Source organism: Agreia sp. Leaf335, assembly GCF_001423605.1.
Lineage (GTDB): Bacteria > Actinomycetota > Actinomycetes > Actinomycetales > Microbacteriaceae > Agreia.
On the sequence record NZ_LMOQ01000001.1, the window covers coordinates 458,890 to 481,557 of the forward strand.

General features: G+C 68.5%; 20 protein-coding genes and 1 pseudogene. 16 read left to right on the forward strand and 5 right to left on the reverse strand.

The genetic code is table 11. The features are described from left to right. The first annotated feature begins 20 nt into the window (after window positions 1-20). Both nrdF and ASF79_RS02300 read left to right on the forward strand, forming a co-directional pair. Complete coding sequence (nrdF, locus tag ASF79_RS02295) at window positions 21-995, forward strand: class 1b ribonucleoside-diphosphate reductase subunit beta (RefSeq protein ID WP_055776053.1); 975 nt, start codon at window positions 21-23, stop codon at window positions 993-995. Between the two features lie 9 nt (window positions 996-1,004). After that, the gene (locus ASF79_RS02300) at window positions 1,005-1,448 is read left to right on the forward strand and encodes an SRPBCC family protein (RefSeq protein ID WP_235500606.1); all 444 of its coding nucleotides are present in this window, start codon (window positions 1,005-1,007) and stop codon (window positions 1,446-1,448) included. 96 nt (window positions 1,449-1,544) lie between these two features. Here ASF79_RS02300 and hxlA read toward each other — a convergent pair whose 3' ends face one another. After that, the gene (gene hxlA, locus ASF79_RS02305) at window positions 1,545-2,168 is read right to left on the reverse strand and encodes a 3-hexulose-6-phosphate synthase (RefSeq protein WP_055776051.1); all 624 of its coding nucleotides are present in this window, start codon (window positions 2,166-2,168) and stop codon (window positions 1,545-1,547) included. Window positions 2,169-2,220: 52 nt separating this feature from the next. Continuing rightward, on the reverse strand, window positions 2,221-2,814 hold the full coding sequence (gene hxlB, locus ASF79_RS02310) for a 6-phospho-3-hexuloisomerase (RefSeq protein WP_055851483.1): 594 nt from the start codon (window positions 2,812-2,814) through the stop codon (window positions 2,221-2,223). Window positions 2,815-2,916: 102 nt separating this feature from the next. Between hxlB and ASF79_RS02315 the strand changes: the two genes are divergently transcribed. Beyond that, window positions 2,917-3,762, forward strand: coding sequence for a helix-turn-helix transcriptional regulator (locus ASF79_RS02315; protein WP_055777418.1), 846 nt, complete (start codon window positions 2,917-2,919; stop codon window positions 3,760-3,762). Between the two features lie 5 nt (window positions 3,763-3,767). Here ASF79_RS02315 and ASF79_RS02320 read toward each other — a convergent pair whose 3' ends face one another. Continuing rightward, window positions 3,768-5,180 carry a dihydrolipoyl dehydrogenase family protein gene (locus ASF79_RS02320; protein WP_055851486.1) on the reverse strand — a complete coding sequence of 471 codons (1,413 nt, stop codon included), beginning with the start codon at window positions 5,178-5,180 and terminating at the stop codon, window positions 3,768-3,770. A 183-nt stretch (window positions 5,181-5,363) separates the two neighbouring features. On the opposite strand from ASF79_RS02320, the gene ASF79_RS02325 reads away from it, so the two are divergent. Next, window positions 5,364-6,857, forward strand: coding sequence for an MFS transporter (locus tag ASF79_RS02325; protein WP_055853013.1), 1,494 nt, complete (start codon window positions 5,364-5,366; stop codon window positions 6,855-6,857). A gap of 87 nt (window positions 6,858-6,944) precedes the next feature. On the opposite strand, the gene ASF79_RS02330 is transcribed toward ASF79_RS02325, so the two are convergent. Then, window positions 6,945-7,337 carry a winged helix-turn-helix transcriptional regulator gene (locus ASF79_RS02330; protein ID WP_055776044.1) on the reverse strand — a complete coding sequence of 131 codons (393 nt, stop codon included), beginning with the start codon at window positions 7,335-7,337 and terminating at the stop codon, window positions 6,945-6,947. Window positions 7,338-7,425: 88 nt separating this feature from the next. Here ASF79_RS02330 and ASF79_RS02335 point away from each other — a divergent pair, with 88 nt between their 5' ends. The 10 genes from ASF79_RS02335 (at window position 7,426) to ASF79_RS02380 (ending at window position 18,785) form a co-directional block, all read left to right on the forward strand. Beyond that, on the forward strand, window positions 7,426-8,286 hold the full coding sequence (locus ASF79_RS02335; RefSeq protein ID WP_055851489.1) for an SDR family oxidoreductase: 861 nt from the start codon (window positions 7,426-7,428) through the stop codon (window positions 8,284-8,286). Between the two features lie 189 nt (window positions 8,287-8,475). Next, window positions 8,476-9,498 carry a 3-oxoacyl-ACP synthase III gene (locus ASF79_RS02340; protein ID WP_055776038.1) on the forward strand — a complete coding sequence of 341 codons (1,023 nt, stop codon included), beginning with the start codon at window positions 8,476-8,478 and terminating at the stop codon, window positions 9,496-9,498. 77 nt (window positions 9,499-9,575) lie between these two features. Then, window positions 9,576-12,224: an alpha/beta fold hydrolase gene (locus tag ASF79_RS02345; protein ID WP_055851493.1), complete on the forward strand. Its 2,649-nt coding sequence runs from the start codon at window positions 9,576-9,578 to the stop codon at window positions 12,222-12,224. Next, entirely contained in the window at window positions 12,221-13,210 is a 990-nt protein-coding gene (locus ASF79_RS02350) for an NAD-dependent epimerase/dehydratase family protein (protein ID WP_055851499.1), read from the forward strand. The genes ASF79_RS02345 and ASF79_RS02350 overlap by 4 nt, the downstream gene beginning before the upstream one ends. A 67-nt stretch (window positions 13,211-13,277) precedes the next feature. Then, a complete protein-coding gene (locus ASF79_RS02355) occupies window positions 13,278-13,934 on the forward strand; it encodes a histidine phosphatase family protein (protein WP_055851501.1) in 657 nt (218 codons plus the stop codon). Window positions 13,935-13,936: 2 nt separating this feature from the next. Next, entirely contained in the window at window positions 13,937-15,469 is a 1,533-nt protein-coding gene (locus tag ASF79_RS02360) for a serine hydrolase domain-containing protein (protein ID WP_055851506.1), read from the forward strand. 9 nt (window positions 15,470-15,478) lie between these two features. Next, on the forward strand, window positions 15,479-16,015 hold the full coding sequence (locus ASF79_RS02365; RefSeq protein WP_055851509.1) for a hypothetical protein: 537 nt from the start codon (window positions 15,479-15,481) through the stop codon (window positions 16,013-16,015). Window positions 16,016-16,190: 175 nt separating this feature from the next. Continuing rightward, on the forward strand, window positions 16,191-17,087 hold the full coding sequence (locus ASF79_RS02370) for a MetQ/NlpA family ABC transporter substrate-binding protein (protein WP_055851512.1): 897 nt from the start codon (window positions 16,191-16,193) through the stop codon (window positions 17,085-17,087). Between the two features lie 8 nt (window positions 17,088-17,095). Next, window positions 17,096-18,133: a methionine ABC transporter ATP-binding protein gene (locus ASF79_RS02375; protein ID WP_055851517.1), complete on the forward strand. Its 1,038-nt coding sequence runs from the start codon at window positions 17,096-17,098 to the stop codon at window positions 18,131-18,133. Then, entirely contained in the window at window positions 18,126-18,785 is a 660-nt protein-coding gene (locus ASF79_RS02380; protein ID WP_055776018.1) for a methionine ABC transporter permease, read from the forward strand. The genes ASF79_RS02375 and ASF79_RS02380 overlap by 8 nt, the downstream gene beginning before the upstream one ends. A 49-nt stretch (window positions 18,786-18,834) precedes the next feature. Here the strand turns inward: ASF79_RS02380 and ASF79_RS02385 are convergent, their stop codons facing one another. Beyond that, entirely contained in the window at window positions 18,835-20,910 is a 2,076-nt protein-coding gene (locus ASF79_RS02385) for an FAD/NAD(P)-binding protein (RefSeq protein ID WP_055851522.1), read from the reverse strand. A gap of 164 nt (window positions 20,911-21,074) precedes the next feature. Here ASF79_RS02385 and ASF79_RS02390 point away from each other — a divergent pair, with 164 nt between their 5' ends. Then, window positions 21,075-22,235, forward strand: coding sequence for an LLM class flavin-dependent oxidoreductase (locus ASF79_RS02390; protein ID WP_055851526.1), 1,161 nt, complete (start codon window positions 21,075-21,077; stop codon window positions 22,233-22,235). Further along, a pseudogene (locus ASF79_RS17635) lies at window positions 22,222-22,656 on the forward strand (GNAT family N-acetyltransferase); the annotation flags it as partial. The gene ASF79_RS02390 and the pseudogene ASF79_RS17635, both read left to right, overlap by 14 nt. Window positions 22,657-22,668: the final 12 nt, after the last annotated feature.

Below are 22,668 nucleotides of genomic sequence, written 5' to 3' on the forward strand. Positions count from 1 at the left end.
CAACGAAAGAAAATAAGGTCATGGTCGAGAAGCTCAAGCTCGTGTCGCACGTCAATGCGATCAACTGGAACAAGATCCAGGACGACAAAGACGTCGAGGTGTGGAACCGACTCGTCAACAACTTCTGGTTGCCCGAGAAGATCCCGCTCTCGAACGACGTGCAGTCGTGGAACACGTTGACGCCCGCAGAGCAGCAGCTCACCATGCGAGTGTTCACCGGGCTCACCCTGCTCGACACCATTCAGGGCACGGTGGGTGCGGTCAGCCTCATCCCCGACGCGATCACGCCTCACGAAGAGGCCGTCTACACGAACATCGCGTTCATGGAGAGCGTTCACGCCAAGAGCTACTCGTCGATCTTCTCGACCCTGTCGAACACGAAAGACATCGACGAGGCGTTCCGCTGGTCGACCGAGAACGAGAACCTTCAGAAGAAGGCCTCGATCGTCATGGACTACTACACCGGTGACGACCCCCTGAAGCGCAAGGTCGCCTCGACGTTGCTCGAGTCGTTCCTGTTCTACTCGGGCTTCTACTTGCCCATGTACTGGTCGAGCCGCGCCAAGCTCACGAACACGGCAGACATGATCCGCCTCATCATCCGCGACGAGGCCGTGCACGGTTACTACATCGGCTACAAGTTCCAGCGCGGACTCGAGACGGTGAGCCAGGAGCGTCGCGACGAGATCAAGGACTACACGTTCTCGCTGCTCTACGAGCTCTACGACAACGAGGTGCAGTACACGCAAGACCTCTACGACGAGGTCGGTCTCACCGAAGACGTCAAGAAGTTCCTGCACTACAACGCCAACAAGGCGCTCATGAACCTCGGCTACGAGGCCATGTTCCCGAAGACGGTCACCGACGTGAACCCGGCGATCCTGTCGGCGCTCTCGCCGAACGCCGACGAGAACCACGACTTCTTCTCGGGCTCGGGCTCGTCGTACGTCATCGGCAAGGCTGTTGTCACCGAAGACGAGGACTGGGACTTCTAGGTCCGACGCGTGGTCGTCTCGTTCGAGTGCGTGACGCGCTCGACCAAGACCGAGCGCGAGATGTTCGATCTGGCGAGAAGCATCGACAGTCACACCCGGTCACAGGCCGCCTCGGGAGAGAAGGCCGTGGCCGGGGTGACTGACGGACTCATCGGTCTGGGGCAAGACGTCACGTGGAGCGCACGGCACTTCGGCATCGTCTTCAGGTTGACGAGCACCGTGACCGAATTCGATGCTCCCCACCGTTTCGTCGACGAGCAGACCCGGGGCCCGTTTGCGACCTTTCGGCACGAGCACCGTTTCGAGCCTTCAGAAGGGGGCTCGGTCATGATCGATCGCCTCGAGTTCGCGGCGCCGTTCGGGCCTCTGGGTCGCATTGTCGAGAGGGTGGCGCTCGCCCCCTATCTGCGACGCCTCATCGAAGAGCGCGGCAGGTTTCTCGCCGCGTCGTGAGCACAGAATGCGACGAACGCGGGTGTTCCCGCCCAGCGCGGTGGATCAATCACCGCGGCAGGCGGGAACACCCGCGTTCGTTATAGAGCAGCAGGCCTAGACGATGGCGGCGCGCAGCTCGGCAGCGGCGGCTCCCACGTCGGAGGCGCTGTAGATCGCGCTTCCGGCGACGGCGACCTGGGCGCCCGACTCCTGAACCGCGGCGATGGTCGAGGCGTTGATGCCGCCGGCGACCGAGAACGGCACACCGGATGCCTTGCCGTCGTCGAGCAGGGTCGAGAACGTGAAGCCCTCCTCGGCCTGCTCGTCGAGGCCCGCGTGCATCTCGACGAACTCGGCGCCCAGGGCGACGACCTGCTTCGCGCGCTCGGGCTTGTTCGCGACGCCGATCAGGTCGACGACGATGCCCTTGCCGTGCTTCTTCGCAGCCTTGACCGCGCCGACGATGGTGCTGTCACCGGCGGTGCCCAGCACGGTCACGAGGTCGGCTCCCGCGGCGAACGCGATGTCGGCCTCGAGCTCTCCGGCATCCATCGTCTTGAGGTCGGCGAAGACGATCTTGTCGGGGTGAGCAGCCTTGATGGCCGTGACGGCCGAGAGGCCAGCGCTCTTGATGAGCGGCGTGCCGAGCTCGAGGATGTCGACGTGCGGCGCGGCCGCGGCGGCCAGCTCGAGGGCGGCTTCGGTGGTGGTGGTGTCCATGGCGAACTGCAGTTTCATTGTGTTCCTTCGTGTTGCGGGTGGGAGGGGAAAGTCTGAAGGGGGCGCGAGGTCACTCGAGGTTCGCGTGCCCGGGCCACAGCTCGTCGGCGGTGCGGCCCGAGCGCTGCCACAGGGTGTGGAAGAGGGCGTCGCCGACCAGCACGACCGTCTGCTCGAAGAGGCCGCCGGCGTACTGGGCGGATGCCGTCATCGACCTGTCGAGTTTGGCCGCGGCGGGCACGACGAGGGTCGCGGACGCGAGCTCCGCGAGGGGAGACTCTGTGGCGGTCGTGATGAGAGCGACGCGGGCCTTCGCCTCGACCGCGGTGTGCGCCGCGCGCACGATGCTCTCGGTCGTTCCCGAGCCGCTGGCGGTGAGCAGCACGTCGCCCTCGGTGATCGCCGGCGTGGTGGTCTCTCCGATGACGTGCACGTCGAGGCCGAGGTGCATCAGCCGCATGGCGGTCATGCGCAGGGCGAGACCCGAGCGGCCGGCTCCGTGCACGAAGACCCTGCGGGCCCGGGCGATCTCATCGACCAGTGCATCGGCGGGGGAGACGTCGGCGTGAGCGTCGTCGCCGGAGGTGAGTCGTTCGACGACCGATCTCAGCTCGTCGGCAATCAAGAGCAGGGAGTGGTCGAACCGTGGCACGTCTGAACTCATGACTCCAGTCTCGGCCGGTCGGCGTCACGCTGCGCCCGCCCGTGCGGCCGGTTCTGCCTATACCGATGGGTAGGTGCGGCGGGGCCCGGGTAGGGTGGCCGGATGACTGATCCCGATCACTCCGACGATGTCTCCTCTGCGTCGAGCAGGCGGTGGCGAGCCGAGCAGGCGCGTCTCTCCTCCGAGCAGACCGATCAGCACGCCGTGGCACTTGAATCGGTACTCGCCGTGCTGAGGTCGACGCGGCTCGACGACCGCGCATCCCGCGCCATGGCGATCGAGGTGGCGGCATCGGCCCTGGTGGGTCTGCGCACCGCGAGCGACGAGCGGTGGAGCGCCCAACTGGAGCCGGTGGTGGGAGCGTTCGCCCGGCTGCGCAGCGATCTGAGGCCGCTCGTGCGCTTCGGCGACCTCGACGTGCAGTTCGTCGAGCCGCCGTCGACCGGCCGGGCTCTTCCCGGCGAGGTCGCGCACGCGGCCCGCGCGATCGTGCGCAGCGCCGTGCTGGCCCTTGTCGATGCGGGCGAGAGTCGCAAGGTACGCATCCAGTGGGACTGCGACGGCCTGAACCTGCTCATCGGCATCCGCGACGATGGGGCGGGCGAGCTCACGCCGCACGACGACTCGCTGCGGCCCATCGCCGAGCGGGTCACCGCGCTGAACGGCGGCCTCGACGTGACCGCGACGCCCGGATGGGGATCGTCGGTCGAGATCACGCTCCCGCTGGATCCCCCTGCCGCACCCGAGCCCCTCGCCGACGTCGTCTCGTTCTCACCCCGCGAGCGGGAGGTGTTGAAGCTCGTGGCGTCGGGAGCTCAGAACCGTGCGATCGCCGAGCAGCTGGGCGTCAGCGCCAACACCGTGAAGTTCCACGTGTCGAACGTGCTGCGCAAGGCCGGCGTGCGCACGCGCGGCGAGCTCGTCGCGCTGAGCCGCACGACGCCGTAACGCCGTCAGCCCGCTGCGATGTCGGGCCGGGCCTCGGCCAGCAGCGCCCGCGCTGCCATGCCGATCACGGCGCTGTAGGTGGGGTAGGCGAAGCGCACGTTGGCCAGCGTCGACACGTCGACCCCGGCCGCCATCGCCGTGGTCACCGATTGGATGACCTCGATCGCGTTCTCGCCCACAGCGTGCGCGCCGAGGATCAGCTCGCGTCGAGGGTCGGCGATGAGCTTCAAGAAGCCGGTCTCCCTGTCGTCGATGACCGCGCGGTCGACGGCCGAGAACTGCACCGTCGCGACCACGCAGGTGATGTCGCGGCCGCGGGCCTGTTCCTCGGTGAGCCCCACTCCCGCGTAGTCAGGGTCGGTGAATCCGCCGGCCGGAAGCAGGTGGTGCGGGGTGCGTCGGTTCGCGCCGAGCACGGCGTTCTCGGCCGCGGCCTCGCCCTCGAACTGCGCGGCCTGCACGAGCATGTCGCGACCGTTCGCGTCGCCGACCGCGAAGATGTGCGGCACGACCGTGCGGAAGTACGCGTCGGCGGGGATGGCCGAGCGCACGACCTCGACGCCCGCCTTCTCGAGACCGAGGTCCTCGACGTCTGCCGGCCATCCGGTCGCCATGATGACGGCATCGAAGTCGGCCGAATGTGCCTCGCCCGCATGTCGCCACGACAGGGTGATGCTCCCGTCGGACGCTCGGGCCAGGCCGTCGACGCCCTCGATTCCGGTGCGAACGTCGATTCCCTGCGAGACGAAGGCGGCGGACACGGCCTCGGAGACCGACGGATCGGAGGGCATGAGCACTCGTGGCGCGAGGTCGAGGACGGTGACCTCGGAGCCGAACGAGCTGAACACCGTGACCAGTTGGGCACCGGTGTTGCCCGCTCCGATCACGGCGACGCGACGGGGGAGCGACGGCAGGTCGAGGACGTGCTCGGGAACGGTGGCGAGCTCTGCTCCGGGAATCGGCAGCCGCCTCGAGTGGCCGCCGACGCAGACGAGGATCGACGAGGCGGTGATGCGGCGTCCGCTGTCGAGAACGAGGGTCGAGTCGTCGGCGAAGCGCGCGCGCCCCTCGTGAATGAGATGGATGCCCGCCTCGGCGAATCGTTCGGCCTCGCGTTTGATCGAGCGCACCCGATCGACGCGCTCGCGCACCCGCGCCACCGTGGTCGTCCAGTCGATCGTCGGAGCGGCGACCTCGACGCCGTACACGTCGGCGTTCCGGGTCTCCCTGATCAGGCGGGCCGTCTTGGCCAGCACCCGGGTCGGAACGCAGCCGGTGTTCACGCACGTGCCGCCGACTCGCGCCGCCTCGAGGACGACGACGCTCGCGCCGAGTTCGGCGGCCCGGAGTGCCGCTGCCGTTCCTGCGGGGCCCGCGCCGATGACGGCCACGTCGTAGTGATCCAAGAAGTCGCTCATGGGGCGAGGGTAGCGCGGCCCGGGGCGCGGCGGACAGGGGGTGGGAAACGCCCGCGCACATGCTTCGACGCAAGGGGTGCGCCGCGAAGCGAATGCGAGCGTATGATTCTCAAGTCGTCCGCACCCGGGCTTCGTTCGTGCGATCTGTTCGCGCGGCTGGTTTTGATTCTGAAAGGCCCGTTCGTGGCTGAAACTGTCCGGGGCGACAACCCCTCCTCCTCTCCGTCTGCCGCCCCCGTCGTCTCGCGTCGGGCATGGCAGGCTCTCATCGTTCTGCTCGCCGGCATGTTCATGGCGCTGCTCGACACCACGATCGTCAACGTGGCCCTGCCCACGATCCGCACGACGCTCGACGCCAGCGAGGGCACGCTCTCGTGGATCATCTCCGGCTACGCGCTCGCGTTCGGTCTCGCGCTGATCCCGGCCGGCCGGGTCGGCGACCGCATCGGGCACAAGTGGGTCTTCTTCACGGGACTCGCCCTGTTCACGATCGCCAGCCTCTTCTGCGGCCTCGCTCAAGACGACGTGCAGCTGGTCGTCGCCCGCGTCGTGCAGGGCCTTGCGGGAGGAATGTTCGTTCCCGCGGTCACCGCGTTCATCCAGCTCCTCTTCCCCGGCCGCGTGCGCGGCAAGGCGTTCGCTATCATGGGCGCCGTCATCGGGGTCTCCTCCGCTCTCGGCCCGATCATCGGCGGCCTGCTCATCCAGGCCTTCGGCGAGACAGACGGATGGCGGCTCGTGTTCTGGGTCAACCTGCCCATCGGCATCGCGACGCTGTTCGCGGCGGCCATCCTGCTGCCCAAGCAGAGCGACGAGGAGGCGAGCCGCGCCGACCGTTCGGGTCTCGACTGGATCGGGCTCGTGCTGGTGTCGGCGAGCCTCATCGCGTTGCTCGTTCCGCTGATCGAGGGCCAGGACACGGGCTGGCCCCTCTGGACGATCCTGTCGCTCATCGGGGGCGCCCTGCTCATGGTCGCCTTCGGCGCGTGGGAGGTGGCCTACTCCAAGCGCGGCCGCAGCCCGCTCGTGCCGCCGCGCCTGTTCTCACACCCCGCTTTCACCGGCGGAGTCATCCTCGCCCTGGTCTACTTCGCCGCCTTCACGAGCATCTTCTTCACGATCTCGATCCTCTGGCAGTCCGGCCTCGGCCACACGGCGCTCGAATCGGGCATCGTGTCGATTCCGTTCGCGATCGGAAGCATCGTGGGCAGCTCGCAGAGCAACAGGCTCACGCAGCGTCTGGGCCGCACCGTTCTGATCATCGGAACCATGCTTGTCGTCGTTGGCCTCGCCTGGCTCTGGTTGGTGCTGCTGCTCACCAACGCCGCCGACCTCACCAACTGGCTGCTCATCGCTCCGCTGCTCATCGCCGGTCTCGGCAACGGGCTCTTCATCGCGCCGAACGCGCAGTTCATCGTGGCGACCGTCGACCCCCGCGAGGCCGGAGCCGCCAGTGGCGTGATCGGCGCCGTGCAGCGCATCGGAAGCGCCGTCGGCATCGCGGTGATCGGCAGCGTGTTCTTCGGCAGTCTGGTGATCGGCGGCAAGACGGCGGATGCCGTGGCCACCGGATTCACGGATGCCGCGGCCGCCGCGATGGTCGTCTCGCTCGGCTTCGCCGTGCTGGCGTTCCTGCTGGTCTTCGCGCTTCCGCGCCGCACCAACACGGGCCACTGACTCGCCTACGGCGAGCGTAACCGCGCCCATTCGGCGCATCCGCTGCTACACGGCCGGGCGCGGATGCGCCGATAAGGCGCGGACGCGTCAGGCCGAGCGGGCCTCGTCGTACGTGGCGCGCGACGTGCCGATCTCGAGCGCGGATGCCTCGAGCAGGTCGGCGAGGGCGCGCAGGTTCTCGGCGACCAGCGCTCCGAGAGCAGTGAGGGAGTACTCCACGCGGGGCGGGATCGTGGAGTGCACCTCGCGGGTCACCATTCCGTCGCGCTCAAGGGCCTGCAGGGTCTGAGAGAGCATCTTCTCGCTGACTCCCTCGACCTTGCGGCGCAGCGCATTGAAGCGGAAGTCGCCCTCGCCGAGCGCCAGAAGGGCGAGACTCGACCATTTGGTCGACACGTCTTCAAGGGCGGCGCGCGACATGCAGGCACGCGCGAAGACAGACGTGACGAGCTCGTTGCTCGGAGTTTCCTGATCTGTCATGTCTTCATCGTAGCGCGTGCTGCGCATTCGTGGGTACTGTGTAATAGTTAGTGCTACACGAACGAAAGCCCGCCACAAAGGAGAAATCATGACCACATACGCCGTCACCGGAGCCTCAGGACTGCTCGGGCACCTCGCCGTCACCGGCCTCATCGAGGCGGGAGTCGCCGCGAGCGAGATCGTCGCCCTGGTGCGCACCCCCTCGAAGGTCGCCGATCTCTCCGAGCAGGGCGTTCAGGTGCGCGCCGCCGACTACTCCGCTCCCGAGACGCTCGCCGCCGCCCTCGCCGGCGTCGACACCCTTCTGCTCGTCTCCGGCAGCGAGGTCGGCCAGCGCGTCGCGCAGCACAGCAACGTGATCGACGCGGCGAAGAACGCCGGAGTCTCTCGTATCGTCTACACGAGCGTGATGCGCGCCGACACCACCGAACTCGTGCTGGCCCCCGAGCACAAGGCGACCGAAGAGGCGCTGCGGGCATCCGGTATCGCGTTCACCCTTCTGCGCAACGGCTGGTACATCGAGAACTTCGTAGCCCAGCTCGACCAGTACCGCGCGACCGGCGAGATCGTGGGAGCCTCAGGCGACGGCCTCGTCTCCGGCGCGACGCGAGCCGACTTCGCCGCGGCTGCCGTTGCGGCGCTCGTGCAGCCGGGCCACGAGAACGCGGTCTACGAGCTGGGCGGCGCCCCCGCCTACACGATGACCGACCTCGCGGCGGCTCTGTCGTCGGCGCTCGGCACGTCCATCGTGTACCGCGACATCGCGCCCGACGAGTACACCGCGATGCTCGAGAGCGTCGGACTCGACGCGGGAACGGCCGGCTTCGTCACCGCTCTCGAGGTCGCGACGAGCCGTGGCGACCTGTACACCGAGTCCCGCGATCTGCAGCACCTGCTGGGACGCGAGAGCACTCCCCTTGCCGAGGGTGTCGCAGCCGCGGTCAAGTAGGACTGACTCGATCGCCGGTGTTTACGCCGGGCGCCGTGGCCCAGCCACGACGCCCGGCGGGAACACCCGCGCCCGGGGTGCTGGAGTCAAGGAGGGCAACCTCCAGCTTGTGAGGAACTAAACTCTCCTCTGGACGATCGCTCAGTTTGCGAGCCGCACCCCACGAACACAACTCGATAGGAACCTCCGTTGGACGGAAACGCTACGACGACTCACCGCAATGTCGCACTTCTGTCGGTCGCAACCACCATGGCGACCCGAATCACGACATCCGAAGAGATCGATCGTCGCCTCGCTCCCGCGCTCAAGCGGCTGAAGCTGCCCACCGGGCTGCTGCAGCGCGTGGCAGGCGTGCACGAGCGCCGCAACTGGGGTGAAGGCCAGACCTTCGACGACGCCGCCATCGAGGCCGGCAAGAAGGCGCTCGCCGAGGCGGGCATCCGCCCCGACCAGGTGGGCCTGCTCATCAACACCTCGGTGACCCGCAAGCACCTCGAGCCCTCCGTGGCCGTGCGCATCCACCACGGTCTGGGCCTGCCCAGCTCGGCCACCAACTTCGACATCGCCAACGCCTGCCTCGGCTTCGTGAACGGCATGGCGCTGGCGGGCCAGCTCATCGACGCCGGCCAGATCGACTACGCCGTGATCATCGACGGCGAAGACGCCGACGAGATCCAGGTCAACACCATCGAGCGCCTGGGCCGCGAGGGCATCAAGCGCAAAGACTTCATGAGCGAGTTCGCGAGCCTCACGCTGGGCTCGGGCGCCGCGGCCGCAGTGATCGGTCGCGCCGATCTGCACCCCGAAGGCCACCGCATGCTCGGCGGCATCACCCGCGCCGCGACCCAGTTCAACGACCTCTGCGTCGGCAGCGTCGACGGCATGTTCACCGACGCGAAGGCGCTACTGAAGGGCGGAATGGAGCTCGTGGTCAGCGCCTGGAAGGACGCCAAGCGCCAGTGGAGCTGGTCGAATATGGACCGCTACATCATGCATCAGGTCTCGTCGGTGCACACCAACGCCATCGTCAAGGCGGCGAACCTCGACGCCACCCGGGTGCCCGTCACGTTCCCCCTGCTCGGCAACGTCGGCCCCGCGTCGATTCCGATCACGCTCGCTCAAGAATCCTCGAAGCTCGCGCGCGGCAACCGCGTCTTGCTCATGGGGGTCGGCTCGGGCCTCAACACCTCCATGATGGAGATCGCCTGGTGAGTCACGGCTCCTCCCGCCTGCCCCGGTCGGCGGGTCGCACCGCTCCCGCGTCGCTTCCCCCGGCAGGTCTGCCGGGCATGGATGCGCGATTCTCGCGCCTGGTCGAGGTCGTCGACGGCGACTCCGGTCGCCCGGTCACCTGGCATCTGCTCGACAACGCGGCGGTGCTCGACGAGCTCGGCGTGACGCCGGTGGGCACGATGCTGTGCGTGCACGGCAACCCGACGTGGTCGTACCTCTGGCGCGAGCTCGTCGGTGCCGTGACGGATGCCGCCGCCATCGCGGCCGAGACCGGCTCCGGCGAGGTGTGGCGGGTCATCGCCGTCGATCAGCTCGAGATGGGCTTCTCGGAGCGCACCGGCATCGAGCGCGGGCTCGAGCAACGAGTCTCCGACCTCTCCGCTCTCACCGAGACGCTCGAGTTCTCCGGCCCCGTGGTCACCGTCGGCCACGACTGGGGCGGAGTCGTCTCGATGGGCTGGGCCGTCGACCACCCCAACGAGCTCTCCGGCATCGTGCTGCTGAACACGGCCATCCACCAGCCCGAGGATCGCGCTATTCCGTGGCCGCTGCGTCTCACGCTGCAGCGCGGCATGCTGGGGCGGGCGACCGTGGTCACGCCCGGGTTCCTCGAGACCACGCTGGCGCTCGCGCATCCGTCGCTCGAGTCAGACGTGAAGAACGGGTACCGCGCGCCCTATCGCTCGGCCGAGCGCCGCGGCGGCATCGGCGCCTTCGTAGCCGACATCCCCGTCGACGAGCAGCACCGATCGTGGAACGAGCTCGAGCGCATCGCAGCCGGTGTGCGCGAGATCGGCGTTCCCTCGCTCATGCTGTGGGGCCCCCGAGACCCCATCTTCTCCGACACCTATCTCGACGATCTCGCCGAGCGGATGCCGCAGGCCGACATCCACAGGTTCGAGGGCGCCGGGCACATGATCGCCGAAGACGTGGACTACGCGCCCGTCGTGCTCGACTGGCTGGGCGGCCTCGACCAGCGCGCTGGTCGAGTAGCCGCGCGAGGAATGAGCCGGGGTATCGAGACCACCCCGTCGGAGCGACCCCTCTGGAGCGTGCTCGACGAGCGGCGCGAGAGCACCGAGATCGCCCTCGTCGACATGAAGCCGCGGCGAGACGTCTCGTGGAAGCTCCTCTCCAAACGGGTTCGGCAGCTCGCCGCCGGCCTCGTTCGAGTGGGCGTGAAGCCCGGCGACCGCGTCTCCCTGCTCATTCCGCCGAGCGCCGACCTCACCGCGGTGCTCTACGCGTGCCTGCGTATCGGAGCCATCGTCGTCGTCGCCGACGCGGGACTCGGCCTTCCCGGTTTGACCCGCGCAGTGCGCGGAGCCCGCCCCGACCATGTGATCGGTGCCCTCCCGGGCCTTACCGTCGCGCGCGCCTTCTCGTGGCCCGGACAGAAGATCTCGACCACCACGCTTCCGAGGTCCAGCGCCCTGGCGCTCGGCGTTCGACACTCCCTTTGCGAGCTCGCCCGGCTGGGAGCCGACGAATCGCTGCCCGAGCCGCCAGCGGCATCCGCGGTCGCCGCCGTTCTCTTCACCTCGGGATCGACGGGTCCCGCCAAGGGCGTCGTCTACACGCACGCTCAGCTCGAGGCGGTGCGCGACGCACTGTCGTCGCAGTACGACATCGGCGTCGGAACGGGTCTCGTGGCGGGATTCGCCCCCTTCGCCCTGCTCGGACCCGCCCTCGGCGCCCGCTCGGTCACCCCCGACATGAACGTCACGTCGCCGCGCACCCTCACCGCGAAGGCCACGGCCGAGGCCGCGGCGGCGGTGGATGCGTCGGTCGTCTTCCTCTCGCCCGCGGCGCTCGCGAACGTGGTCGCGACAGCGGATGCCCTGAACGCCGCCGACACCGCGGCGCTCGCGGGCGTGCAGACCTTCCTCTCGGCGGGTGCTCCCGTGCCCGAGGCCCTTCTCGCCGCCGCAGGCCGACTGATGCCGAACGCGACCCCGCACACCCCCTACGGCATGACCGAGGGCCTGCTCATGACGGACATCACGCTGGAGGGCATCCGCGCCGCCGCAGAGGATGCCGCCGCTCTGGCCGACGGCGAGCACGCCGGCGGAGTGTGCGTGGGAGTGCCCGCCGGGTCGGTGCGCGTGCGCATCGCAGGGCTCGACGAGCGTGGCATGCCGACCGCAGAGCCGAGCGAGCGGCCGGGAGTCACGGGCGAGATCGTCCTCTCTGCCCCGCACCTGAAGCAGTCGTACGACCGACTCTGGGCAACGAACCGCATCGCCGACGCCGACTCGATCTCGGACGAGTCCGGCGACGCTCCCGCCGAACGGTGGCACCGCACCGGAGACGTCGGCCACCTCGACGCCCAGGGCAGACTCTGGGTCGAGGGTCGGCTTCCGCACGTCATCGTCACGGCAGGCGGAGTCATCACCCCCGTCGGGCCCGAGCAGAAGATCGAATCGGTGCTCGGCGTCGGCAGAGTGGCGCTCGCGGGCATCGGACCTCGCGGAACGCAGCAGCTCGTCGTCGTGCTCGAGACCGACCCTCCGGCCCGCCGCCCCGCCCTCGCCGACCCCGAGCTGGGCGCCGCCGTGCGCCACGCCGCAGGGCTCGACATCGCGGCGGTGCTGGTGGTGCCTGTGCTGCCCACCGACATCCGGCACAACTCGAAGATCGACCGCTCTGCTCTCTCGCGCTGGGCCGAGGGTGTGCTCTCCGGTCAGAAACTGAGCGCGCCGTGAGGGTTCTGGTCACGGGAGCCAGCGGCTTTCTCGGAGGAGCCGTCGCCCGCGAGATCGCCACGGCCGGTCATGAGGTGCGCACGTTCCAGCGGCGGCCATCCGGTGTCGTGGGAGTCGACGACGTGCTCGGCTCGCTGAAGTCGCCCGCCGATGTCGCGCGCGCCGTCGAGGGTGTGGATGCCGTGGTGCACCTCGCCGCGAAGGTCTCGCTGGCGGGCGATCCGGCGGAGTTCGCGGCCGTGAACGTCGAGGGAACCCGAACGCTGATCGCGGCGATGCGCGACGGGGGAGTCGGCCGTCTCGTGTTCGTGTCGTCGCCGTCGGTGGCGCACGCCGGGGCATCCATCGTCGGCGACGACGCTCAGCCGGCCGACCCGCAGAACGCGCGCGGCGAGTACGCCCGCACGAAGGCGCTCGCGGAACAGCTGGCCTTGCGTGCCGACTCGGAGTCATTGCGGGTGGTCGCGGTACGCCCGCATCTGGTGTGGGGCCCGGGAGACACGCAGCTCATCGAGCGCATCGTGGAGCGGGCGCGGGCGGGGCGGCTTCCGCTGCTCGATCGCGGCGCCGCATTGATCGACACGACGTACATCGACAACGCGGCCTCCGCGATCGCTGCCGCCCTCCAGCGCGTCGACGAGGTGCACGGCAACGCCTACGTGATCACGAACGGCGAGCCGCGACCGGTTGCCGAGCTGTTGGCCGGCATCTGCGCGGCCGCCGGAGTCCCCGCACCCGCGTGGAGGGTTCCTGCCGGCGTCGCGCGCGCCGCGGGTTCAGCGATCGAGGCCGTCTGGCGCGTGAAGCCGGGAGCGGACGAGCCGCCCATGACGCGTTTTCTTGCGGAGCAGCTGTCGACCGCGCACTGGTTCGACCAGCGCCGCACGCGCGCCGAGCTGCAGTGGCAGCCGGCGGTGAGTCTCGACGAGGGCCTGCGACGCCTGGCAGAGCACTACGGCACGCCGTTCTCGTCTCCCACTCCCTGAGCCTCTCGAAGGGCTGTTCCAGGCTCGTCTCGACGAGCTCGACGAACGGGGCCGGTAATCTCGAGGGATGCGTTTATTGCTGATCCGACATGGCCAGACTCCCTCGAACGTCATCGGGGCCCTCGACACCGCGATCCCCGGTCCGGGGCTCACCGAGCTCGGTCTCGAGCAGGCCGACGCCGTTCCCGCGGCACTCTCCGCAGAGCCCATCGGGGCGATCTTCGCGTCGACGCAGCTACGCGCACAGCTCACCGCCGCTCCTCTCGCCGAGGATCGCGGCCTCACCGTCGAGATCCGCTCGGGCCTCCGCGAGGTGGATGCCGGAGAGCTCGAGATGCGCAACGACGACGAGGCCGTGCGGATCTACATGGAGACCGTCATCGCGTGGGCCGACGGCGATGTCGATCGCAGGATGCCCGGGGCCGAGTCGGGCGCCGAGGTGTACGCCCGCTACGACGAGGTGATCGCAGAGGCCGTCGCCACCGGATTGCCCTGCGTGGCCGTCGTGTCGCACGGAGCCATCATCCGCTCCTGGGTCGGAGCCCGAGCCGAGAACGTGAGCGCCGACTTCTCGGCGGAACACTCGCTGAGCAACACGGGCGTCGTCGTCCTCGAAGGCAGCCAGGACTCGGGCTGGCGCGCGCTCACCTGGATGGGCCAGGCCATCGGAGGCCCGGCGCTCGACGACGCCGCCCACGCCGGCCCGGCATCCGAGACCCGCTGATCATGAGTGCCGCAACCGAACTCTCACCCGACGTCGTCGCGCGCCTCAGCTCCTGGTTCGACGACACCGATCTGGTGAGCCCGTCACTCAGCTACGCCGTGTTCGACCGACAGGGCGTGCTGTTCCACCACGGGGTCGGCGAGTTCCAACTCGACGGCCGCGCTCCCGGTGAGGAGACGATCTACCGCATCGCCTCGATGTCGAAGAGCTTCTGCATCGCTGCCGTACTCGTGCTGCGCGATCGCGGTCTGCTGTCGCTCGACGACCGCGTCGCCGAGCTCGTGCCGCAGTTCCGCGACCCGGTCGATGCTGCCGGTGTCGTTCAACCCGTGACGGTGCGGATGCTCATGAGCAACTCTTCGGGGCTGCCGGAGGACAACGGCTGGGCCGATCACGAACTCGCCCTCTCTCGCGAGGACTTCTTGGCGGTCGTCGACGCGGGGCTGGGCTTCGCCGGCCTGCCGGGCTTGGGCTTCCAGTACTCCAACGTGGGCTTCTGGCTGCTCGGCGTGATCGTCGAAGACCTCGCGGGCCAGGGCTTCGAACAGTTCGCGCGCGAGACGTTCCTCGAGCCGCTCGGGCTGACGAGCACGGGATACAAGCCCGCCGACTTCGCGGGCGACGGCGAGCCCGGCGACGGCATCGCGCACGGCTACACGAGCTACGACAAGGGCTCGAGCTGGGTTCCTCGTCCCGTCGTCGGCGGCGGCATCGGGGCCTGCGCCGCGAGCATGTTCAGCACCCCGCCCGACATCGCGCGGTGGAGTGGCTGGCTCTCGAGCGCCTTCGACGTCACCAACACCGACGACGCCATTCTCAGCAGGGCGTCGCGCCGCGAGATGCAGCGCATCCACACCGTCGCACCGGGCGCGGCCGACCGCACAGCGTCACCCACCCTCGAGGCGCAGGGGTACGGGCTCGGGCTGTACGTCGAGCACGACGTGCGGTTCGGCCGCTTCGCTCAGCACTCGGGCGGGTTGCCGGGTTGGTCGTCGAACATGCGCTGGCACCTGGAGTCGGGGCTCGGCGCGGTGGTCTTCGGCAACACGAACGGACTCAAGCTGTCGGTCGCCGCCGCAGACATGCTGCGGCTCGTTCTCGACTCCGTCGACGAGCCCGCGCGGCGCATCGAGCTGTGGCCGGCGACCGTGGCGGCGGCCCGCGCCGTCGATGCCGTCGTTCTCGGTTCCGGGCGCATCCTCGACGCGGCCGATGCGTCGACCGTGTTCAGCCCGAATCTGCTCGGCGACGTGCCGGCCGAGGTGCGCGATGCGCGTATCGCTGCGGCCGTCGCCGAGGTCGGCGGGGTCGTGGATGCCGCGGCCGCGGCGCCGCTCGACGCCCGGTTCACCTGGTCGGTCGCCCCCGCCCATGTCGCCTGGACGATTCCCGGTCGCACGGGCGAGCTGGAGTGCCGCATCGAGATCACGCCGACCACTCCGGCGATGCTGCAGCGCTTCGATGTGGCGGTGCGCACGCCGACGACGCCGCTCTCGCCGGTGCTGCGCCACTACCGGCCTGTTGTCGACGTGTAGGTTCGTCGCATGGTGACCTCACCGTTGAACGAAAATGAGAACAAGCCCCGCGCACGGCCGGCGCGCGCGCTCACCGTCATCGGGCTGATCCTGACGGCGCTGGGAGTGTTCGGCCTGCTCGGCGGAGCCTACCTGGGGTTCGGCGCCGGGTTTCAGGTGGCGCCGGCCGTGCCGTTCGGCGAGGTGATGACGGTCGAGGTGTCACGCGGAGACCACGCCGTCTATGTCACGCCCAACGAGCGGTGGAGCGACATCTCGTGCACCGGCGACCTCGACGGTGAAGAGTTCGGACTCAGGCCCAGCATGATTCAGCAGGGGCTGCTTCTGCCCGAGCGGTGGGACTCGCAGGGCAGCTTCGGGGCCGACACGGCGGGTGCCCTCCGGATCTCCTGTGACGGCCCCGTCTCAGATGCCCGGTTCACGGTGGGACCGGTGGTGACCTTCTTGGACGTCGTCGGAGCCGTGGCGGTCGGTGCGCTAGGGCTCGTCGTCTTGGCCGGCGGCCTGGTGCTGGTGATCCTCGCTCGCCGACGAGCCCGCGCCTGACGAGAGCGGCACCCGCGGAGAGCGGTCACCTGACGAGAGGGGTCACCCGCGGGGGTCGCGTGCACTGGATGCAGTGCAAGTCCCTTTGTTACACCGTCGTTTCGTGACCCGTTCGGGGTGTCCGTAGCGTGGACAGCTGCTCCACAAAAGCACCTGCTCCACGAAAGGAAGCACCATGTCCCTCTCCAAGAAGATCCTGGCCGCAGCAGCCGCTCTTCCCCTCATCGCAGCCCTCGCGGGGTGCGCCGGATCCGCAGGCGACGCCGAGAAGGGCACTGCCGACAACCCCGTGAAGCTCGGCGTCGTCGGCGCTAGCGACCCCTACTGGGAGATCTACAAGAAGGCGGCGGCAGACGAGGGCATCTCGGTCGACATCGTCGACTTCACCGAGTACCCCCAGCCCAACCCCGCTCTCTCCGAGGGCGAGATCGACCTCAACCAGTTCCAGCACATCGTCTACCTCGGCCAGTACAACGAGGCCTCGGGTGAAGACCTCGTGCCCGTCGGTGCCACCGCCATCTACCCGCTCGCTCTGTACTCCACGAAGTACGACTCGGTGAAAGACATCGAGAAGGGCGATACCGTCGCGATTCCGAACGACGAGTCGAACCTGTCGCGTGCCCTGCTCGTGCTGCAGTCAGCCGGCCTGGTCGAGCTGAAAGACGGCGGCAGCATCTTCTCGACGGTCGACGACGTCGACACCGAGAAGTCGACGGTGAAGGTCACGACGCTCGAGGCATCGCTCACGGCCACCTCGCTTCCCGACGTGGCCGCCGCGATCATCAACAACGACTTCGTGGCGGATGCCGGGCTCACCTTCGACGACGCGATCGCCCAGGACGACCCGGCCGACGCCAACGCTCTGCCCTACGTGAACATCTTCGCCGCGCGTGCCGAAGACAAGGACAACGAGACCTTCAAGAAACTCGTGCCGATCTACCAGGACACCAAGACGGTCACCGACGCGGTTCAGGAGAACTCGGGCGGGACTGCCGTGTTCGTGAAGACTCCCGTCTCCGACCTGCAGTCGTCGCTCGACAAGGTGCAGGCAGACATCAAGGCCAAGGGCTGATCGGCTCGATGCCTCTCATCAGTCTGCGCGACGTCACCAAGTCCTATCCGCCCTCCCGGCGTGGCGGTGACGTCGTGCACGCCGTCGAGGGCCTCACCCTCGACATCGAGGCGGGCGACATCTACGGCATCATCGGCTATTCCGGAGCGGGCAAGAGCACCCTCGTGCGGCTCATCAACGCTCTGGAACACGCGACCAGCGGCAGCATCCTGGTCGATGGCGATGAGGTGACCCGTATGAAAGAGCGCGAGCTGCGCCGCCTGCGCCTCGGCATCGGCATGATCTTCCAGCAGTTCAACCTCTTCACCTCCAAGACCGTCGCGGGCAATGTCGCGTACCCGCTGGAGGTCGCAAAGACGCCCCGCGGCGACATCGCCCCGCGGGTGGCCGAGCTGCTCGACTTCGTCGGTCTCTCCGACAAGGCGCGCAACTACCCCGAACAGCTGTCGGGCGGGCAGAAGCAGCGGGTCGGCATCGCTCGGGCCCTCGCGACGAGCCCCCGCATCCTGCTCGCCGACGAGGCGACCAGCGCGCTCGACCCCGAGACCACCCACGAGGTACTCGAGCTGCTGAAGCGGGTGAACACCGAGTTCGGCGTCACGATCGTGGTCATCACCCACGAGATGGATGTCATCCAGACGTTGGCCACCAAGGTCGCGGTCATGGATGGCGGGCGCATCGTGGAACAGGGCGACGTGTTCGACGTCTTCTCGAAGCCCACGGAGGCGTCGTCGCAGCGCTTCGTGTCGACGGTGGTGCGCGGTGTGCCGTCCGCCACCGAACTCACGGCGCTCCGGCAGCGGCATCCGGGTCGCATCGTGACCCTGTCGTTCCGCGACGGCAACACGTCGCAGGGCGCCGTGTTCTCCGACCTCGCCCGGGCCGGCGTCGCATTCGAGCTGGTCTACGGCGGCATCAACGACATCCGGGGCCGTGTCTTCGGCCATCTCACCCTCGCGCTGACGGGCGACGCCGATGCTGTCGATCGCGCACTCGCCACGATCGCGACCAAGGTCGACGTCACGGAGGCACCGAGCCATGGATGACCTGATTCCCCTGCTGCCCAAGCTCTGGCAAGCCAGCTACGAGACCCTCTACATCGTGGGCCTCAGCCTGATCTTCGGCGGCCTCGGCGGCCTGCTCCTCGGCCTCGGTCTGTACACGACCCGATCGAACAGCCTCTTCTCGAACAGGCCTGTCTTCGGCGTGCTCAACGTGCTGGTCAACGTGTTCCGACCGATTCCGTTCATCATCTTCCTCGCCGCGGCTCAGCCTCTCGCGCGTTTCGTCACGGGCACAGGGATCGGCAACACGGCGATCATCTTCACCCTGTCGCTGGCGGCGGCCTTCGGCATCAGCCGCATCGTCGAGCAGAACCTGCTCACGGTGCAGCCCGGAGTGATCGAGGCCGCGAGGTCGGTCGGAGCGAGCCGGAGCCGAATCATGCTGACACTGCTGATTCCCGAGGCGCTCGGCCCGCTGATTCTCGGGTACACGTTCATCGTGGTGGCGCTCGTCGACATGTCGGCGGTGGCCGGCTACGTCGGAGGTGGCGGCCTCGGCACGTTCGCGATCCAGTACGGGTACCGTCAGTTCCATCCCGTGGTGACCTGGGCCGCCGTGCTCGTGATCATCGTGATCGTGCAGCTGGTGCAGTTCTTGGGCAACTACCTCGCGCGCAAAGCACTGCGCCGCTGACGACGCGGTGCGGGAGGTCGCGTGGTGACACTTCGGGTCAACCGAACTGTCACCACGCGGCCTCTGTCGCGCGCAAAGTGGCACCTCGCTCCTCGGCCAGCTCGGCGAGGCGACTCAGGATGGCGCGAGCGACCTTGTCGTTCTCTCGGAAGGAGATCGCGTTCGTGCGCGGGCGCGAGAACGCCCCGACGAACGGGGAGTTCGTGTACGGCCCGATTGCGTATTGGCGTGACGAGTGCTGCCCGCCCGCGCCGAGAATCCTGGTGTCGAGCTGCCGCACCGACAACCTGCCCGTGCTGGCCGAGAAGGTCCCGTCGGTGACGACCTCCTCGAGTCCGACGCCGCTCGTGACCAGCGACCTCAGCAACTCGTTGTCGCTGCGCGAGATCGCCGTCGCGGGAAGCCGCGCATCCACCAGGGCGCTCGCGGTGACGGTGACCGGCGTCGTCGCGCTGCCGGCGCGGAAGATCCCCTCCTCCTCGTCGGCCTGCACCCAGACTCCTGCTCCGAGGAACTTGACGATGCCGGCCTCGGAGAGCGCGACGAGCTCCTCGAGCCGATGTGCCGGAGGGCCGCTCGCGATGAAGCTGAAGTAGCCGAGCCACCAGCCGTGGATGTCGCGCACACGCGACTGCGCGGTCCACTTGGGCGAGTCGATGAGGTCGGAGAGGGTGAACAGGCTGGTGAGCAGGGCCACGAACAGTCCGAGCGTGGCGCTGTGCTCCGGGCGTGTGCGCAGAGCGAGATCGGTGCGGATGTAGTCGCGCACGAGCTCCTGCAGCTCTTCCGGGTCCGCGACCAGCGCGCCACCCAGCGGCCGATCGAGTTCGGGCAAAAAGAGCCTGTCGTCGGAGTACGAGACGCTGCCCTCGACCAGGTCGACGAAGGCCTGCGCGTCGCGCGCGATGAGGTCGTCGTCGCCGGCGAGTTCGTCGCGCGAGGGGATCGCGTGGCCTCGAGGGGTGCCGTCGTGGAGCTCGGTGTGCGGCGAGGCGAGCAGCAGGGCACGCGGATCGAGCCGGTCGAAGGCGTACGCGAACGAGTCCCAACTGGATTCGACCCGGTCGGGGTGCCCGGTGAAGAGCTCGCGGTAGTAGCCCCACAGCATGTCCTTGGCGATCAGCGGCCACACATCGACGCTGAGGTCGAGTGAGGGGCGAGTCTCTTCGAGCGCGCGTGCGATCGCCGGAGTGAAGTACCGTGCCGCAGGCCGCTCGCCCGCGAGTGTCGACGAGATCTTCGAGTGATAGGGAACGCCGCGGCGCGATCCGAAGTACAACCGCGGCTCGAGGCCGGATGCGGTGTAGCGCAGCACCCCGTCGTCGCCGCGGTCGAAGCGGCCGCCCCGGCCCTCGGTCAGCAGCACCGTGAGGTCGACCGCCGCCAGGCCCATGCCCCGCACGATGACCCGCTGGCCGGGCACGATCGGCCGGGTGTCGGCATCCGCAGTGAATGCCGGTGGCAGGTAGAACAGCTCACGGCGGCGTGCGAAGTCGATGAGGTCGGCGTGCTCGGGCTCGGCGTCGGCGCCGGTGTGACCGAGCGAGTACAGCACGACATCGGCGGCGATCGAGACGCCGTCGTCGAGCAGGATGCGCTGGGTCGGCCCGTCGTCGACGGTCTCGACCGCGGATGCCCGGTGCACGACCACCGTGACGGTCTCGGGAAGGAGGCCCACGGCATCCGCGAAGAACCAGCTGAGGTAGAGGCTCTGCAGGCGTCTCGTCGGAAAGCTGGCGGGCGCGAGGTTCTCGATCTCCTGGCGCAGGCGAGCATCGACCCGGGGGATCGCGATCTCGCCAGCGCTCACGAGTCGAGCCCACTCGATAAGCGACGGTCCGGGGCGCACGGGGCCGTCGATGGTCGAGGACTCGTCGGTGAACATCGTCACGTCGGCCGCCATCGAGTTGAGCTTCAGCAGGGGCGACTGGTCGAAGCGCCAGATGCGCCCGGGGCCCGCCGGATGGGGGTCGATCACGTGGATGCGGATGCGTGCGTCGGATCGCCACAGCTCGGGCAGATTCGCCGCAATCCGTTCGAGAACGCCGGCTCCGCGGGGGCCGCCGCCGATGAGGGCGATCCGGAACTCGGGCGGGTCTATGAGGGAGGTGGGCGCGTGCGACATGACACAACCGTCGACGTTTCGTCCATCGAAATCGAGGTTTGTGACCCCCTGTGACGACGTGACGAATTGTGAACGAATCTGCTTGGCCCGCTTGCACGGCCCGACCTAACGTCTCACCAACGCGACACGGCCCGTGTCGAGACGCAAGACGTAAGGAGGCAGATATGCCCATCGAATTCCTCGGCATCGCCGGGCTCAACGACGGCGGCGAGACCCAGGCCCGCTCGGGTGCGAGTTTCGACAAGGACTACACGCTGCGGTTCGCTCGAGCCCACGAAGACAACGGCTGGGATCGAATCCTCTTCGCCTACCACTCGGGCTCGCCCGACCCGGCGACCGCGGCGGCCTTCATCGCGTCGAAGCTCGACCACCTCAAGATCCTGTTGGCGCACCGGCCGAACGTGTCGTACCCCACCTATGCCGCGAAGGCCTTCGCGACCCTCGACCAGATCAGCGACGGGCGCCTCAACGTGCACGTCATCACGGGCGGGTCGACGGCAGACCAGGCGGCGGAGGGCGATTTCCTCACCAAGGACGAGCGCTACGCCCGCACCGGCGAGTACATCCAGATTGTGAAGAAGGCGTGGATCAGCCGCGAGCCCTTCAGCTTCGACGGTGCCCACTACCGCTTCGAGAACTTCGTCAGCGACATCTGGCCCGCGCAGCAGCCTCGTCCGCAGATCTCGTTCGGCGGATCGAGCGAGGCGGCCTACCGGATCGGCGCTGCCGACGCCGACATCTACGCGTTGTGGGGCGAGCCGCTGGCGAACACCGCCGAGCAGATCGAGCGCATCACTGTGGAGGCGCACGCGGCGGGACGCACCGAGCGCCCCCGCATCCAGGTCGCCTTCCGCCCGATCCTCGGCGCGACCGAGGAACTCGCGTGGAAGAAGGCCGAGGAGATCCTCGGAAAGATCGAGGCCCGCCAGGCGCAGGCAGCTCCCTCGTCGTTCGTCGGAGACCTGAAGAACCCCGAGAACGCCGGCTCGCAGAGGCTGCTGTCGATCGCGAACCAGGGCGACCGCTTCGACCGGGCTCTGTGGACGAGGCCGGCCGCGGCATCCGGCGGGCGGGGCAACTCGAACGCCCTCGTCGGCACGCCGGAGACCGTGGCCGCTGCCCTGCTCGACTACATCGATCTGGGCGTCGACATCATCTCGGCCCGCGGCTACGACTTCGTGAACGACACCGTCGACTTCGGTCGCTACGTCATTCCGCTCGTGCGCGACGAGGTCGCGAAGCGCGACGCAGTGGCCGCAGCCGCGTCATCGACGGCGTCGCAGTCGGCATCGACCAGGGCGGAGGCATCCCGTGACGCTGCTTGACCAGACACCGCGGGGTACCGACAGGTTCGTCTACGTCTCGGCCGACGACCCCGCGGCCCAACCGCTGCTGCGGGAGCTCGAACAGGAGTACGACGCGCGTTATGGAGAGTTCTTCGGCGAGAAGGCGTCGGCCGAGATCCGCCGCTATCCGGCGTCGGCGTTCTCGCCCGACGAGGGCGGCGCATTCGTGCTGCTCCTGCGCGACGGCGTCGCCATAGCCGGAGGCGCATATAAGAGATTCGACGAGCGAACGGCGGAGCTGAAGCGCATCTGGACCTCGTCGTCGCATCGGCGGCAGGGACTCGCCCGACGCGTGGTGAAGGAGCTCGAGGAGGAGGCGGTGCGTCGCGGATACACGAGGGCGTACCTCACGACAGGTCCGCGCCAGCCCGAGGCGAAGCACCTCTACTTCCAGACGGGGTACACCCCGCTT